Annotated in this window: 15 protein-coding genes and 3 pseudogenes; 3 read left to right on the top strand and 15 right to left on the bottom strand. The window is 61.4% G+C overall.

What is annotated here, in order from left to right:
• Nucleotides 1–121: 121 nt before the first annotated feature.
• From OKW37_RS36795 to OKW37_RS36740, 12 genes and pseudogenes are all read right to left on the bottom strand, one after another.
• Complete coding sequence (locus OKW37_RS36795; RefSeq protein WP_429402357.1) at nt 122–1,018, bottom strand: sterol desaturase family protein; 897 nt, start codon at nt 1,016–1,018, stop codon at nt 122–124.
• 64 nt (nt 1,019–1,082) lie between these two features.
• On the bottom strand, nt 1,083–2,003 hold the full coding sequence (locus OKW37_RS36790) for a DMT family transporter (protein WP_429402358.1): 921 nt from the start codon (nt 2,001–2,003) through the stop codon (nt 1,083–1,085).
• 20 nt (nt 2,004–2,023) lie between these two features.
• Nucleotides 2,024–2,437 (bottom strand): hypothetical protein, encoded by a 414-nt coding sequence (locus tag OKW37_RS36785; RefSeq protein WP_184058895.1) that lies wholly within the window; start codon nt 2,435–2,437, stop codon nt 2,024–2,026.
• Nucleotides 2,438–2,526: 89 nt separating this feature from the next.
• Entirely contained in the window at nt 2,527–3,045 is a 519-nt protein-coding gene (locus OKW37_RS36780) for an N-acetyltransferase family protein (RefSeq protein WP_429402359.1), read from the bottom strand.
• Between the two features lie 24 nt (nt 3,046–3,069).
• Nucleotides 3,070–3,948: a diaminopimelate epimerase gene (dapF, locus tag OKW37_RS36775; protein WP_187613064.1), complete on the bottom strand. Its 879-nt coding sequence runs from the start codon at nt 3,946–3,948 to the stop codon at nt 3,070–3,072.
• A gap of 59 nt (nt 3,949–4,007) precedes the next feature.
• Nucleotides 4,008–4,958 carry an N-acetyl-gamma-glutamyl-phosphate reductase gene (gene argC, locus OKW37_RS36770; protein ID WP_429402360.1) on the bottom strand — a complete coding sequence of 317 codons (951 nt, stop codon included), beginning with the start codon at nt 4,956–4,958 and terminating at the stop codon, nt 4,008–4,010.
• A gap of 19 nt (nt 4,959–4,977) precedes the next feature.
• The gene (locus OKW37_RS36765; protein ID WP_184058887.1) at nt 4,978–6,051 is read right to left on the bottom strand and encodes a pyridoxal phosphate-dependent aminotransferase; all 1,074 of its coding nucleotides are present in this window, start codon (nt 6,049–6,051) and stop codon (nt 4,978–4,980) included.
• A gap of 10 nt (nt 6,052–6,061) precedes the next feature.
• On the bottom strand, nt 6,062–6,907 hold the full coding sequence (locus OKW37_RS36760; protein ID WP_429402361.1) for a ThiF family adenylyltransferase: 846 nt from the start codon (nt 6,905–6,907) through the stop codon (nt 6,062–6,064).
• Nucleotides 6,908–6,932: 25 nt separating this feature from the next.
• A complete protein-coding gene (locus OKW37_RS36755) occupies nt 6,933–7,640 on the bottom strand; it encodes a 2OG-Fe dioxygenase family protein (RefSeq protein ID WP_184058883.1) in 708 nt (235 codons plus the stop codon).
• A 34-nt stretch (nt 7,641–7,674) separates the two neighbouring features.
• Entirely contained in the window at nt 7,675–8,727 is a 1,053-nt protein-coding gene (locus OKW37_RS36750; RefSeq protein WP_221309066.1) for an iron-containing redox enzyme family protein, read from the bottom strand.
• Nucleotides 8,728–8,742: 15 nt separating this feature from the next.
• On the bottom strand, nt 8,743–9,051 hold the full coding sequence (locus OKW37_RS36745; RefSeq protein WP_429402362.1) for a 4Fe-4S dicluster domain-containing protein: 309 nt from the start codon (nt 9,049–9,051) through the stop codon (nt 8,743–8,745).
• Between the two features lie 386 nt (nt 9,052–9,437).
• Nucleotides 9,438–9,560: pseudogene (locus OKW37_RS36740) on the bottom strand (IS5/IS1182 family transposase); the annotation flags it as partial.
• Between the two features lie 1,229 nt (nt 9,561–10,789).
• On the opposite strand from OKW37_RS36740, the pseudogene OKW37_RS36735 reads away from it, so the two are divergent.
• Nucleotides 10,790–11,415: pseudogene (locus tag OKW37_RS36735) on the top strand (Tn3 family transposase); the annotation flags it as partial.
• 32 nt (nt 11,416–11,447) lie between these two features.
• Here OKW37_RS36735 and OKW37_RS36730 read toward each other — a convergent pair.
• Nucleotides 11,448–12,197, bottom strand: coding sequence for an SDR family oxidoreductase (locus OKW37_RS36730; RefSeq protein WP_429402363.1), 750 nt, complete (start codon nt 12,195–12,197; stop codon nt 11,448–11,450).
• 99 nt (nt 12,198–12,296) lie between these two features.
• Between OKW37_RS36730 and OKW37_RS36725 the strand changes: the two genes are divergently transcribed.
• Both OKW37_RS36725 and OKW37_RS36720 read left to right on the top strand, forming a co-directional pair.
• The gene (locus tag OKW37_RS36725) at nt 12,297–13,211 is read left to right on the top strand and encodes an AraC family transcriptional regulator (RefSeq protein ID WP_429402364.1); all 915 of its coding nucleotides are present in this window, start codon (nt 12,297–12,299) and stop codon (nt 13,209–13,211) included.
• An 8-nt stretch (nt 13,212–13,219) separates the two neighbouring features.
• A pseudogene (locus OKW37_RS36720) lies at nt 13,220–13,651 on the top strand (glycine cleavage T C-terminal barrel domain-containing protein); the annotation flags it as partial.
• 105 nt (nt 13,652–13,756) lie between these two features.
• Here OKW37_RS36720 and OKW37_RS36715 read toward each other — a convergent pair.
• Nucleotides 13,757–14,167: a BON domain-containing protein gene (locus OKW37_RS36715; RefSeq protein ID WP_184058875.1), complete on the bottom strand. Its 411-nt coding sequence runs from the start codon at nt 14,165–14,167 to the stop codon at nt 13,757–13,759.
• 226 nt (nt 14,168–14,393) lie between these two features.
• Nucleotides 14,394–15,839, bottom strand: a complete 1,446-nt coding sequence (locus OKW37_RS36710) for an adenylate/guanylate cyclase domain-containing protein (RefSeq protein WP_184058874.1) — start codon at nt 15,837–15,839, stop codon at nt 14,394–14,396.
• Nucleotides 15,840–15,870: the final 31 nt, after the last annotated feature.

Here is a 15,870-nt window from a genome sequence, read left to right as displayed (position 1 = left end):
TCAGACCACCCGTACGACCACTCCAGGCCATCCGCAATGACGAAACAACCGCCACTACTGGAAGGCGAAATTCCGGGGGAAGCTCACTTGACCTCCCGATCAAGATGACATGCCCTAGCGCTTACTCGACACTGGCGCTTACGTTTCGAGAAGTGCCCTGCTGCCCCGCGTCGCGGCCCCCTCGCTCCCGCTCCCGCCATCCCGGCGGACCGAACACGTAGCCGACACATCCGCGCAGCGTCTTCGCATTCCAGACGTCGCGCGCCATCGCGACCCACTCGTGCAGTGAAAGGCGCAATGGATTGTTTGATCCGATCGGATGAACCAGGCCATAGCGGCAAGGTTCGTCGTCGCGCTCCTCGACGAACGTGCCGAACATCTTGTCGAAGAAAATCAGAACACCGGCGTAGTTCTTGTCCAGATAAAGGGGATTCGACGCGTGATGGACACGGTGATGCGACGGCGTGTTGAGCAGGTGCTCTAACCAGCCGAGCCGGCCTATCAACGGCGAATGCAGCCAGAACTGATAGTGCAGGTTCAGGCCGAGCATCACGAACACCCAGCCCGGCGAGAAGCCGAGCCAGATCAACGGCGTGTAGAACAGGAAAATGCCGGTGATCTTACTGAGCCAACTTACCCGATATCCCATCGCGAGGTTGTAATGGGTCGGCGTGTGGTGAACCATGTGACTCGCCCAGAACCAGCGGATCTCGTGCGCGAACCGATGCTGCCAGTAATACGCGAAATCGACGGCGACGAACAACAGCAGCATGCCCCACCAAGTGGCGACCGGGATCGTGAACAAGCGGTGATCCCACAGCCATTGAAACAGGCCCACGCCGACGCTCGCGGCGAGCACCTCGGACCCGATGTCCATCGCGCCGAGTATGCCCGACACGAGGTTCTCGTTCCACGCATAGTCGTTGCGGGCCAGCCACCGGAACGCCAGCCCCTCTAGCACCGACAGCACGATAAGAAATGGAAGCGTCCATTGCAGCGCTACCGCCAAAGTTTTCATGCATGACTCCTGGCACTCAATGAAAGATTCACGGGATCGTAGCGACGCTGCGCAACGCGCCGCGTCAACGGCTCGGCAACGACGCGCGTACGCGAACCGCACTCGAGCGCGATGGCACAAGCACCAGATACAGCGCGACGGCGATCAACAGGCCGCCCGTCAGGTGCGCGAGCGTCAGACGCTCGTGCAGGAAGATTGCGCCGAACACCACGCCGAACAGCGGCACCAGGAACGTCACGCTCATCGAGCGGAGTGGGCCGATGTCGGCGATCAGCCGGAAATAGAGCAAATAGGCGAGCGTCGAGCAGCCGAACCCGAGCGCCGCGATCGCGAGCCACGTGCCCGGTTCCGACGGCAGATGCGCGGCGTGAAGGAATGCCTGATACCCGAACAGCGGCACCAGCACGACCACCGCACCGAACTGGCTGCCGAACGCGAGCAGACGGTTGTCGAGGCCGCCGCGACCGGCGATCCAGCGTTGCGTCAGGAAGCCCGAGAAGCCGTAGCACGCGACCGCGAGCAAACACGCGACGACACCCTGCAACTCCTGCCATCCGAACGTCACGGGCCCGCGCTGTGTCAGCACGCCGACGCCGCACAGACCCACCACGACGCCCAGTGACTTTGCAGGTGTGACGCGCTCCGCGAAAAACATCGCGCCAATCACAATGCCCATCATCGGCGTAGTCGCGTTGATGATCGCGGAATAGCCTGACGGCAGCACTTCCGCCGCGACGCTGTACAGCAGGAACGGCACGGCCGAGTTCAACACACCGAGTAGCATCGCGAGATGCAGCTTGCCGTCGAACCGCCACGGCAGACGGGCGAACAGCAGCACCAGCGCGAGCCCGGACGCGCCGAGGCCTTCGCGCAGGAAGGTGGTGGTGACGATGCCGGTGCCGGGAACGACGATGCGCATCAGCAGGAAGCTCGAGCCCCAGATGGCCGACAGGAGGACTAGACGGGCGAGATCGATCGGTTTCATGAATACGTGGTCAGTTAAGGTCAGAGAAAAGGCCGGCGCCGCTGCGCGTCAGCCGCGTTACGCGGCGTACGGCAGGTCCCGGATCGTCGCGTCTTGGACGCGCAGTTCAATTCCAGCTCGATCGTCTTCGCGATCGCATGCCCGCGGTTGGCGGCGTCCAACACGCGCAGAATGCCCGTCACATGGCTGTCGACGGTGCCAATGCAAGTTGACGGTCGACGCCACGAGTTCGCGCACTGGTGCGCGGCGCCCAGAGCGACGAAGCGGCGGAAGAACGACAGGCCGCGCGCGCTTGGAACGTCCAGATCGAGAAAAATCCGAAACCACGACCCGATGCAGCGGAACTGCGCGAGCGCGTCGCCGTCGCGTCCGCTGACGACGATGTTCAGGCTCTGGTCCAACCTCACCAGGCGGAGCCGCGTCGCTTCCGCCACCAGCGGATGTTCCTCGACGAAAGGACGTTTCTGATCGGGATTGGGGGTGCTTCTGTCGTATACATTCGATATCTTTTTTCGATTAGCCTTCAGTCCGTCGTCACGCGACGCCCCACCATCACGAGATCGCGTTCGACGTCTCCGAGCCGGGCGACGCGCGGCATTACGCCCCAAGTTGCGAACCCCGCCCGCTCGAACAGCCTGATGCTCGCGGTGTTCGACGCGAAGATCGTCGTGGCGAGCACTTCGATGCCGAGCGACGGCGCATGGCGGATCGCCGCGTCGAGCAGATAGCGCCCGAGGCCCTTGCCGTGATAGTCCGGATGCAGATAGATCGCGAGATCCGCGGTCACGAAGTAGCCTTCGCGCTCGTTCATGAAATAGCCGAACGACAAATAGCCGGCTACGGGCGAGCTGGGCGCATCGCCGTCGATGGCCACCCATACCGGCCGGCGCGACCCGCGATGCTTGCGTAGCCATTCGACGCGAGATTCGACATCGATCGGCCGGAGATCGCACGTGCACTCGCGCGTCAGCACCGCATGGTTGTAGATGTCGACGATGCGCGGCAGATCGCCCTCGTCGGCGTCGCGGTGAACGAATTTCATTGACGTCTCCGGTTCCATGCAAAATTATCGTTGTGCGTCAGTCAGACCGCGCTTCAGATCGTCGGCCAAAACGCCCGCAGCCACGCACTTGACGGGGCCGGTCAGGAATACGTTCCTGCCGCTGCCGATCTCTACGACGACCGTTCCGCCCGGCATCTCGACCGTCACGCGATCGTCTACGAGCCCGAGTTCGCGGCACGCGGCGACGGCCGCGCAACTGCTGCTGCCAGACGCGAGCGTGTATCCTGCGCCCCGCTCCCAGATCTCGATCCTCAGCCGGTCGTGGGCAATCACTTCCACGAACTGGACGTTGGTCTTGTTCGGAAAATATGGATGACTACATATTTCCCTTCCGAAAGAACGCGCCGTCGCCTCGTTCACCGGCTCACCGATTACGACGCAATGCGGATTGCCCATGTCGACGCAGCTCGCACGCACCTCCGTGTCACGAAGCCTAATCGGCCGGTCAATGAAGTCACACCCGTCGGCGCGCACGGGAAGGCCCGGACCGTGCAGCGCATACGCGCCCATCGCGACCTTGATGAGGTCGTCGCGGCAGTCGAGGCAGTCGACGTCGATGTCCTGTCCACTGTATTCAAGCCGGACTGTGAACTTCGACGCACTCACATAGCCAGCGTCGATCAGCGAACGGGCGAAGATGCGCAGCCCGTTACCGCTTTTTTCGCATTCGCTGCCGTCCGCATTGAAGAGCCGTAAGCCCAGCCGCCCGCCGTCGACGATCGGGCCGAGCACGATGCCGTCCGAGCCGACACCGTGATGCCGGTCGCAGAGTTTGCGCACCGTCTCCGGCGTCATTCGCAGACCGCAATGCCGCGGATCGACAACCAGATAGTCGTTGCCGAGAGCATCGTATTTTCGAAAATCGAACGATTCGTTGCGCATGTGAGAAGGTGAAAAATGGTAGCTCGACCCGTCGATGTCGGAGACGCGATCAATCCGCGTCACCGTTCGAGCACGGTGGCCGTGTGCTCGTCGAGGCCCAGCATAATGTTGAGGTTCTGCACCGCGGCGCCGGACGCGCCCTTGCCCAGGTTGTCCAGCTTCGCGACGAGCAGCGCGCGACAGCCGTCACGAGGGCCGAACACGTACAGATCGACGTGATTGCTGCCCTCCATCTCATGCGGCGTCAGGAACGGCGCGGTCTCGGGATCGGTTTCGCCGTACGGCCGCACGCGCACGCAACGCTCGTTCGCGTAGAAGGTTGACAGACCGTGGTGTAAATCGTTTGCACGCACGCCTGGCAGATCGTCGAGCTGCACGCATACGAGCATCCCCTGACGGAAGTTGCCGACCGCCGGCAGGAAGCACGGCACCCTTCCGAGCCCCGACCACTTGGCGATCTCCGGGACGTGCTTGTGTCCGAAATCGAGGCCATAAGCGGCGAAGGCCGGCGCGTGCGCGCCCGCCGCCTCGTAACGCTCGATCAGCCGATTGCCGCCGCCCGTGTAGCCCGACACGGCCGTCACCGCGTACTCGCGATCAGCCTGCAACAGCGCCGCATCCACGAGTGGACGCAGCAGCAGGATCGCGCCCGTTGCATAGCATCCGGGATTCGATACGCGCGCGGCGTCGCGGATCTGCGCACGTTGCCCCGGGTGCAGTTCCGGTAGACCGAACGTCCAGCCGTCCGCGATGCGATGCGCGGAGCTCGCGTCGAGCAGCCGGCAGCCCGCATCCGCTGCAAGCGCGACCGCGTCGCGCGCCGCGTCATCCGGCAAGCACAGGATCGTGACGTCGGCCGCACGCATCATCCGGTAGCGCGCTTCCACCTCACGGCGCGACGCGTGATCGATATCGATCGGTTTCACACCCGGATGGCGTGTCAGACGGTCGCGGATCTGCAATCCCGTCGTGCCGGACGCGCCGTCGATGAAAATGTGTCGTTTATTCATATCTCTTTTCCGGTCGCACTCACGCGACTTGCGAAGTGAATTGAGACGCGATGCGCCGCAAGCCCTCGCGAAGCTCCCCGGCTTCGCGTGCGAATGTCAGGCGCATCCCCCGCTCGCGATCGAAGACCTCCGCCGGCATCGTCAGCACACGGGTATCGATCAACACACGCCGACAAAACTCAAGCGACGGCTCCGCCGAGCGCAGATGCAGCCAGCAGAACGGCGCGCCCTGTGGCTCGACGAGTTCGACCTCCCCGGCATGACGGCGCACCCACTCGCGCAAAATCTGGCTACCGGCTCCGATCAACGCGCGATAGTGACGCAGGTAGTGGTCGCGCTCGACAAGCACCGCGCTCGCGAGCGACTCGCACAACACCGAGTTCGAGATAGTCGTTTCGTGCTTGTACGCCATCGCGGCGGCGACGATCTCCTTCGGTCCGCACATCCAGCCGACTCGCAACCCCGGCGCACCGAACAGCTTCGACAGGCTCGACACCGAAACCGCCTGCTCGTAGTCGTGCACGAACGATTCGCCAAAGTCCTGCAGATACTCCTCGTCCGCGATCAGGTGGATTCGCCGCGCGCGCAGCATCGCGATCAGATGCCGTCGGTCGTCGTCGGTGATGCCGCGCCCGGTCGGATTGCACGGCACGTTCAGCACGAGCGCCCGCGTATTCGGCCGGATCGCCTGTGCGATGGCTTCCAGATCGAGATCGAAGTCGCGCGTGTACCGGAGCACCGTTAGCGCGCACCCGATCCGTGCCGGCACGTTCCACGACTGCGCCCAGCCAGGCTTGAACGCTATCACGTGATCGTCTGGCCGCAGCAACGCTCGATAGATCAGATACAGCGCCTCCTGAGCGCCGTGCGCGATGCCGACCTCGCGCGACGGGCACCGGTACAACGCCGCCACCTGCTCGCGCAGGCGCGCGCTGCCGCGATCGCTGCCGTAATCGAGCACGACGCGCGACGCGTCCGCAATATCCCCGACCGTCAGGCACGGCGCGTTGCTGTCGCCGAGATCAATCTCATAGCGTCCGGCCGCATCGCGAAATACCCAGTCCTGAATCGTGTAAGTGGCAGGTCCCGACATACGCCCCCCGTCAGCAGCAATCGACGACACGCGCGTGCGCGGTCGCATTCCTGGCTGTGTCGGCCGGCGACGCAACCTCGCAGAACCGGGCCGCGCGAATGTCGAACTGGTAGCAGTACGGCACGGCCTTGAACTCGTGCTCGATTCCCAGCAGCATCATCAGTGCGAGCGACGAGCCCCACGACGTTGCCATCAGACAGCTCGCGCTGAGCGAGGCCACCTTCTTCGCGCCGAAGTCGAGCGACGGCGATTCCGCGTACGCGCGATACAGCATCGCAGGCGTTATCCCGTTGCCGAAGCGCTCAAGCTGCGCCTGTTCGTCCTGCTCGTCGTTGAGACCAAAGTAGTCGTCGAACGACATGCCGTGCGGATCGAATAGATGCCCGGTCACGCCGAACGCGACCGGCGAGCAAATCAGCACCGGAATGCCGCGCTCGCGCGCCTTCGCATACAGCAGACGGCGCGGTCGGATTACGAAGAAATCCAGCGTGTCGCACACGAGGTCCACGTCGGTCAGATACGCGTCGATGTTGTGCTCGTCCAGATAGTCGAATGTACAAATCGAAACTTCCGGATTGATCGACGCCAGCCGCTCGTTCAGCACGTCGGACTTCTTTCTGCCGATCGTGTCCACCGTGCAGCCGAACTGACGATTCATGTTTTCCGGACCGAATGTATCCGCGTCGGCGACGTTGATCCCGCCCACGCCCATCCGAACGAGACATTCGGCGTATGTGTAGCCGGTTCCACCGCAGCCCGGCACCGCGACGCGCTTGCCCGCAAGTACATCCATCTGCGCTTGCGTCACCAGACCGATCATTCGGCTAAACAGAATGTCGCGTGAAAATTCACTCATCGTTATCTCCATTCGTTTCGTTCGATCAGGCTGCGCCGGCCCCGGCCTTCAGTTCCTCGGTGGCCACTTTGCGCTCGAAATCCTCGCCGTGCCAACGATCGGCCCAGCGCGAGAACGCGATCACGAAGATGTCGCGATGGCCTTCGGTTTCGATCGGCTCGATGTCGGTGACGTAATGGAACATCTGGCGATCGTCGAGCAGCGCCGCCTCGCCTTCCTGCACCGTCGCCTTGAAGAACGCTTCGCCCTCGCCGCCGAGCGGCAGCAAGCTCATTTCCGCGCCGGTAATGTCGTGACGCTTCATCACAGCGATCATCACGAAATCGTGCCCGTCCTGATGCGGGCCTTCGGGCACCGGAACGCCGGCAACTTTGTCGTTGGCGATCACGCGGTACTGGTGAACGTTGATCTGCCATTCGTCGTTGGTCGGCAACGGAATCGCCTTGGCACCAGTAGCGATCTGCTCGGTGAAATCAACGCGCAACGGCTCGTAGTGCCGCTGGATTCCTCCGGCGACCTTGTTGTATTTGGAGAACGTCATGTAAGGCCGATGCGGTAGCAGTTCGAACTGCCAGCGACCGTCTCGATGCGTCATCTTGTACTGCGAGAAACGGCGGAAGCGGCTGCGGTTGCCGATGTAGATGTCTGGATGCAGATCGTCGAAGCTGTTCAGAAGTGCCTGGTCAACCGCCGGGAGCTTGACGATGTCGAAACCTTGTTCGTTCAGGGGCATGTTTGTTCTCAAGATTGGGGGATGCGGTTGCCGCTCACGCCGCGACCGGCACGCGGCGGCGGGCTTCGAGCACCGACAGCAGCTTGTCCAGATAGCGCTCCGACGAGTTCATCCGGATCACCGCGCCGATCGCGATTTCCCGGCCAATCGCGGGATCCGCGTCGACCAACGGAGCGACGACGTTATTGAACCAGCCGTTCGCGTGATGCGTATCGATCACGATGTGCTCGTCGTGATACGCGATACCTGCTTCCGGAAGGCGGTTACGGCGCCACGCTTCCGCGACGTGCTTGAAACGGCGCGGCGCGATGTATTCGGTCACGCCAAAATAGCCAACCGCCTTGAAATAGTGGCGCCGATACAGCGAGAGGCACGCTGACAGATTGCCGGATATCCGAGCGTCGAGCAGCATGTTCTCGGCGACGAATTCGCCGTCGACGCCGATCGAGCCGAGCGCATGGCTGAACATCTTCGAGTGCACGCGCGCGGGCTCGCCGTTGCCCATCTCGTCGAAATAATTCTTCGCGATTTCGAGCTTCTGGCCGACTTCGGTGCCGACCTGCATCAGCGCGAGGATGTCGTCGAAGCGCGGATCGAGGTTCGTCTCCTGCGCGAGGTAGAACGCGATATCTTCCCGGGTCGCCTCTTTCGCGATGAAGTCGTTGTACAGCGAATGCACGCTCGACGTGTGCTGCGAAATCAGCTTCTTCAGCCAAGTGACATACTTGGTGCCGGTCCGCGGATAGTCGCTCACCTGCCGATCGTCGATCAGCCCGAGCTCGGCGTTCAGCATCGCGCGTTCGAGCGACGCCGCGATGTCGCGCAGAATCGGCTGCGTCTCGCGGCCGACATGCTCGATGCGGGCGGACTCGAAATCTTTCGCATAGATCAGCGCGAGCGTCAGGTGCATCTCCGCCAGTGCACGCTCGTCGCGGTCGCGGTAAGCGAGTTCGCCTAGCCGTGCGCATGCGGCGACGATTTCGGCCCGCAGCGTGGCGTTCTCGTTGCTCTTCGCCCAGTCCGACGCATCCGCGCGTTCCATGTGTGCGACCCAGTCTGCAACGGGCATATCTTGGATTGTGATCATATGAAGGCTTCTTTGTCAGTGGAAAGAAGGGGTGGCTGGACGTACCGGACGTCTGGCACGCTCCCTTCGGCTTTGCGTGATTGACGGCGAGACGGCCGCCATCGTGCGATTCAGTTCGATTGCACCCGCTTCGCCCACCGGGACGTCGCGCGCGCTGAAAATCACCTCGACCGGACATTCCGGCTCGCATACGCCGCAATCAATGCAGCTCTCCGGATCGATGACGAGAGACGTTGGAGTCTCACGAAAGGCGTCGACTGGGCATACATCAACGCAAGTCGTATATTTGCACCTGTCGCAACCCGATCCAACGATGTAGGTCATTTATCAATATCTCCTGCACAGGTTCGAACTCGTCTGAAAGGCTCCCCCCGGACAGGCGGTGAAACCAATACGATACTGGTACATCCGTCGATATCACGCAGTCGAACCAACCGAATTGCGCGATAGCTAAACGATAGACACTTTCATTTACCAATGGCGCGCTGCTCAGGGAACTTCGGTCATCGGATAAATGAACTTTTTATTCAGTGGCATGTGATTACCGACATCCAGAATTATCGTTAAGGAAACGCTGATCAATGGACAAACTGCCCAAGTTGCAGGCGAGATGGCGTTGAACTTTCCGGATGACGAAGCGCATCGACGCTCAATTCGGTGAATTGGACGCGTAAACGATGGTCTCTCGTGCCCTTCGGATAGGGCGGCTAGATTGCCGACAGCAGGCGCTGCCACGCAACGACCTTATCCATCTCGGCCAGGAAGCGTTGGCACCTCGTCACTCGTTTCTGGACTGCAATTTCCGCTTCCACGAAGCCGATCTGCCTTTTCATCGTCGTGGGTCTGTTCCGTGAGCTGCCTTCTATAGCGTTCTCGCCTACGCCAGCGATGATCACCGAGCTGAATAAATCAGCGTTTCCTTAACTTCAGAAATCCGAGTCATGATTTTTACTTCACATATTTTTTGAGATAAACCTATTCATCTGAATAGGTTGTTATGAGATGCTGACGAGAGCTGGGGCCGGAAATTTGAACAGTGCGATGAGTGGAACTGGTGGTTTCCGAGCCGGGCATAATTCCGGCAAAGGAACCGTCGGCATTGCCGGCGCACGCCTATGGCGTGTGATGCGACGTTTCTTCACGCAGGCTGCCGATGTGATTCAGGCCGACAACCCGGTTACGGTGGAGAAGTTGGGGTGCCCTCAAGATTCGGATTTTTTCGTACGCTAGTGAGCGTGAGCACGTAAATCGATGGGAATTGGGGGCGTTTTGAGCAGCTTGCGTGATGTAGCGGAGGGGGTCTCCCTCAGGCATCTTGTACAAACGACGCCCAGGGGAGAGTCTCGTGTCTGCCAAGAACCGAGACTGCCAGAGTGTGCCACGTGAGTGCCTGCGATCCCAACTTCTATCACCTGCTGTTACGTATCGATCAGGACTACGCCAAACAGACCCGCGCGCAGCGTTGTCGCTGCGGTGGCGTATTCCATAGCGCCCGCTACCCGCGCAAGCCGCGCGGAATTTCATACGAAGCTCGCTGCCACTGCGAGTTCCGCTACAGCTTCTGCTGCGCCGACTGTCGCCGGTCGTACCACGCCATTCTCGGTGCGCTTTCTCGGCCGGCGCGTCTACACCGCCGCAATCATGATTGTCGTCAGCGCCACGCGTGCGAGCGCCGGTACGGCCGCGACGCTGACCGATCAGACTCTCAACCTGCATGATCGCCTGATTGGATCGTTCTTCACCAAGGCCAAGCACAAGTATGAAAAGCGCTTCGCGGCCGAGGGTAAAGCCGTCAATGACAAGGTGCGTCTCTATGCGGAAGTCGGCGGCGCACTGATCGCCGCAAAGGAAACCGGGGACGATCCATTCCGCGCGATCGAGGCCATTGTGCCGTGGGAGACTTTTACCGCAAGCGTGCGCGAAGCGGAACAGCTCGCACGTAACGCGGAATTCGATTCCACGGCACTCCTCGTTGACCACTACACGCAGATGCGGCGCTATTCCCCGACTTTCCTCGACACCTTCGATTTCCGGGCGGCGCCCGCCCGCCAGGATCTGATATATGTATGTGCCCGGCGAGCCGGGCGATTGGCCGGCGCTGTCGTCGCTGATCGGAGGATCGATCAGCCGGAAATTGATCGAGCGGGAATTCCAGGATCTGGTCCGGTTAGCCGCGTCCATTCAGCAAGGCACAGTGACGGCTTCACTCATCCTGCGCAAGCTGAGTGCGTATCCGCGCCAGAATGGTCTCGCTGTCGGCTTGCGCGAACTCGGCCGCATCGAGCGCACGCTGTTCACGCTGAAGTGGCTTCAGGATCCGGCTCTACGTCGGCGCGTGTCCGCCGGGCTGAACAAGGGCGAAGCCCGCAATTCACTGGCGCGAGCGGTGTTCTTTTATCGTCTGGGCGAGATACGGGACCGTTCGTACGAAAACCAGCGCTACCGGGCCAGTGGCCTGAACCTGTGGTGGCTGTGATCACGCTGTGGAACACGGTGTATCTGGAGCGTTCAATTGCCGCCTTGCGGCAGCAGCGTGAGATCGACGACAGCCTGATTTCGCACGTCGCTCCGCTCGGCTGGAACCACGTCAACCTGACAGGTGACTATGTATGGCACGCCAACAAACGCGTCGCCAAGGGGCGATTCAGGCCGTCGCGTGCTGCGAAATCGACCAAGCTCCAGTCTTAGCGTACGAAAAAATCCGTTTCTTGAGGGCACCCCTATTTAGCGGCCGCGTTGTACCACTCGACAGCGTCCTCGCCGGCGGGGATGTTGAACGGGCTCGATGAATCGGTCGCTGCGAGCCAAACCGCTTCGGCGACATCCGATGCGTGCGTGACGGCCGTTTCTTTCTGCCAGTTTGCGAAAATCTGCTCCACGAGCACGCCGTACGGCTCGGCGAATCCGTTTTTCATACGTGCCTGCGCGTTCTCGCCGAAGCGGGTGGAAGGCGCGCGTCCCGGCAGCACGACACGCACGCGCACATTGAACTGCTCCAGTTCGAGCGCGAGCGATTCGCTGAACGCGTTGACCGCGGACTTGCTCGCGGTGTAGACCGACAGCAAATGCAGCGGTCTGCAGGTGACGGTCGACGTCACATTGATGACCACACCTTCGCGGCGCTCGCGGAACTGCGGCAACACGGCCTGCGCCATCGCAATGGTACCGAGCGTATTGGTCTCGAAGATATCGCGCACGGTGTCCATCGGCGTTCCTTCGAGCGCGTTCAGAAAACCGATACCCGCATTGTTGACGAGCACGTCGATCCGACCGGCGGCATCGATGACGGCGCGAATGCTTTGCGGGTCCTTCACGTCGAGGGCGAGAATCGAAAGACGATCGGAGCGCGGCAAGAGGTCTTCGCGTGGCGCGCGCATCGTGGCGATAACGCGCCAGTCGCGATCCAGAAAATAACGCGCGATTTCGAGGCCAAAGCCGGACGAGCAACCGGTAATCAAGACGGTCTTCATATCGAATCCTGTGGTTGGTGACAGTCCCAACACAATAAGTCCTGACCACCCGGACTCGCTACAATTGAGCGTCCAGGTTTCATTCGAAATCGTCCGATCATGATCGACCCGCTCGCCGAAATCGTCACATTGCTGAAGCCGACGCCCACGTTCTCGAAAGTGCTGAGCGGCGCCGGGCGCTGGCGCGCGAGCCGCACGGAAGTCGGCCAGCCGTTCTATTGCGTGGTGCTCGAAGGTTCCTTCCGTCTATCCGTCAATGGTTGCGAGCCGCTCATTCTTCAGGCCGATGACTTCGTGCTCGTGCCCGAAGTCTTTAGCTTCGCGATGACGAGCATCAACCCGCCCGACGATGACGACGTCTCCGATATCGCGCCCGCGGCACTGCCCGACGGCAGCTTTCGTTTCGGCGATGCATCAGTCGCGCCAGAAGCCCAATGGCTTGCGGGCCTCTGCGCGTTCGGTTCGCCGGATGCGGCCTTGCTTGTCTCGCTCTTGCCCAAGCTCGCGCACGTGCGCGGTGAACCCAGGCTGGCGACGCTCGTCAAGCTCGTGAGGGAAGAATCGCGCGCGCAGCGGCCCGCGCGCGAGGTCGTGCTGGCGCGACTGCTCGAGGTGCTCTTCATTGAAGCGTTGCGAGCCACGGGGACGGGGGCGTCGCCCGGACTCGTCCGCGGCCTCGCCGACGCCCGTCTCGCGCTCGCCATCCGTCATATGCACGAGAGTCCGCACAAGCCCTGGACGATCGCACAACTCGCAAAAACCGCCGCGCTTTCACGGTCCTCTTTCTTCGATCGATTCAGCCGCGCAGTCGGCGTGGCACCGATGGAGTATCTGTTGTCGTGGCGCATGGCCGTCGCCAGGAGCCTGCTGCGCCGGAACGAAGTCAGCATCGCGGTGATCGCGGAACGTGTCGGTTACGGCTCGGCGAGCGCATTCAGCGTCGCGTTCACGCGTCATGTCGGGCTGCCGCCCACGCAGTATGCTCGAGACGCAGCGAATGTCGTCGCTCGATAGCGTCATAAAAAGGCTATCGGGCCTGGGGCCGCGAGCTTTCGCCGGATTGCAATCCGTTCGAGGCAGGCCTGGCGTTCGCCTGCAAGCTCGACCAGGACATCGCCTTCCGCGGTCGCGACGCCCTTCTGCGTCTGCGCGAGGCGCCGCTGCGCCGGCGTCTCGTTACCCTGATGGTCGACGGAGCCGAACATCTGATGCTGTGCGGTGGCGAAGCAATCTTGCGCGACGGCAAGCCGGTAGGGGCGGTAACCTCAGCCGCGTTTGGGCATACATTGCGATGTCCGGTTGCAATGGGTTTCGTGAACCGTGCCGATGGTGCCGCCGATGCTGCGTGGCTCACGCAAGGCCGCTATACGATCGACGTGGCGGGCGAACAGGTGAGGGCAACCGTGCATCTTAGGGCGCCATACGATCCGCGATCGGAACGCGTGAAGGGCTAAATGCAGCGAGCTGAGGCGAGAACGACCCCGAAATCAGGTTTTCGCGCAACAGTCGCGCGTTGCGTCTTCGTGGAGCTTCCCGAAGTGATGAAATCAACCTCGAGCCTATCCGGCCGATGCCGCGAGACGTTGCTCAATGCTTGCTGCATCGCTCTTTCGCTCTGTCAATCTGTTCGTCACCGACTTGACTCCCAGCACTGATCTTGCTGCATTGCCAGCGCGCGAGATCTGCCAGCTTTCCGGCACCGACCCGGTGAGCGTGACGACGCCGTGGCTCGCCCTGATGTGAATCTCTGAATCATCCATATCCGGTACACGCCTGAGGGCGCGGCGAACGTCACGAACTATCGAAGTATCCGGCCTGGGTCGAGGCGGCGAGCCCGAGGCCGCCACCCTTTGTGCGACCGCGCCGGCCGTCGCGCTCATACCTTGTTGCGCGTTCGCATAGGCCGCGCCGCTCGCGATGGCCGCAATTATCATTGCGCCGATTATTCTGCTCGCATTGCTTATGTTCATGCTGGCTCCTTTGGGTTCTACCAACCTTGCAAAATCCGCTGTCCGTGTCGAACGATTTCTTTGACCAGCAGATCCAGGTCGCGAGCGTTTCCTCGGAACGCGGCCGAACGCCGTGCATAGGGAGCAAACCGGCTGCGTCGTTCTTCTCCATCACGGCACCTGTCGGGTTCGACGTTGAGCAAACAGGAATAGCCCCAGGAGGAGGCAAGATCGGCGCCGTAAGCCGTCACCACTCGGACACGATGCGATACACGCTTGCCCTGCCCGGGAGGCCGCGAAGCGGAGCCTCAAATTCGACGACAGTGCGGCCACCAAGGAGGTCGCGGACCCCAGGCGCACTATAGAGCGCTTCCGAAATGCAAATCTCCCCGGCGTCGGCGAGAGACTGCACGCGCGCGGCGACGTTGACGGCCTGGCCGAAATAATCGAGATTGTCGTTCAGTGTCACCGCAATCGACGGCCCGCAATGTGCCCCGATCTTCAGGATGATCGCCGGTTCTCCACGTTCGCGATTGAAGCGCCCGATTTCCTCCACGATACTCAACGACGCGGAAACTGCGTCCGTTGGTCGACAAAAGACGGCCATCACAGCGTCGCCAATCGTCTTTACGATAGCGCCGGAATACCGTTGTGCGATCATCTCGAGCAAGGCGAAATGCTGTCTGACGAGGCCGTACGCATTCAGATCACCGATGCGTTCATACATGGCCGTCGAACCCTTGAGATCCGTGAAAACGAACGTCACTTGCCGAATCCCAAGGCCTTCCTTCTCGTCAACGTTCTCCGAGCGGAACAGGCGCCGGAAGGTTTGTCGCGCCACCAGCGCCCCGCCGGAGAGATACGGTTCGAATTCGAGCGGCGGCTTGATGGCCTGAGCGACGACCTCTGGAGGCCAATTGATCAAGAGCAGCGACCCGCGCGTGCTCCCGGTATTCCTTACTTGAATGACGACAGGACCAGGCGGCACAACGGAGAGCGCCGGGGCAAACCGTTGACCGTCATAACCGACCTGCAACAGTGTCGGCGAGGTAGCGGCCTCACCAGCGATCGGAACAATGAGAGCGGCTTGTGTCTCGACATTCACACCCGTCAAGGCACCGGGGCCAAGAACAGCCTGCAGGGTCGTCGTCGAACCTGGCGGCAGGAACGTGAGGCCGCGCACTAGCCCCCGCAAGAAGTCGAGAAACCGGACTTGCTGGCCGGCGAACCGACCGTCACCGTTAAATCGCAGTTTCCAGTGGAAATCTTCCACGGAAAGCGACTCGGGATCGTGGAACGTCAGCCTCCGAAGTTCGGGCGATATTGAAAACGTGACCTGGATGAAATCGTCGAGGTCGGTTTCGCCCGTAACGTCGCATAGCCCACAGACGTAATGGGTCTTGAGAGTGCGCAATGATCCGAAGCTGTGGAGGACCATTCCCGACTGCGGACAAAGAACGTCCCAGTTCATCTCGAACAATCCGTATCGCGCCGCATGAAGAAAGAGGTCAATGCATTCAGCCTCGCTTATGCCGCGATCTCGCGCAAACGCCAGCGGATTGACCCGGTAAACGGACAGCTCGTCGCCGCTCCTGATCAGAGTCTCGAGCTTGGAAATGACGCGCGGACTCCATGATCTCGCCTGCTCGATCGCGATCATTTTGCTCTCGAGAAGCCGATCGTCAATGTTCATCGTCGTGGCCAGGTCAACGGAAAACAGTCAG

The organism is Paraburkholderia sp. MM5482-R2, assembly GCF_050436125.1.
In the GTDB taxonomy this organism is placed as follows: domain Bacteria; phylum Pseudomonadota; class Gammaproteobacteria; order Burkholderiales; family Burkholderiaceae; genus Paraburkholderia; species Paraburkholderia tuberum.
Note: the sequence above shows the minus strand (reverse complement) of the source record. Positions and strands in the feature narration are given on the sequence as shown.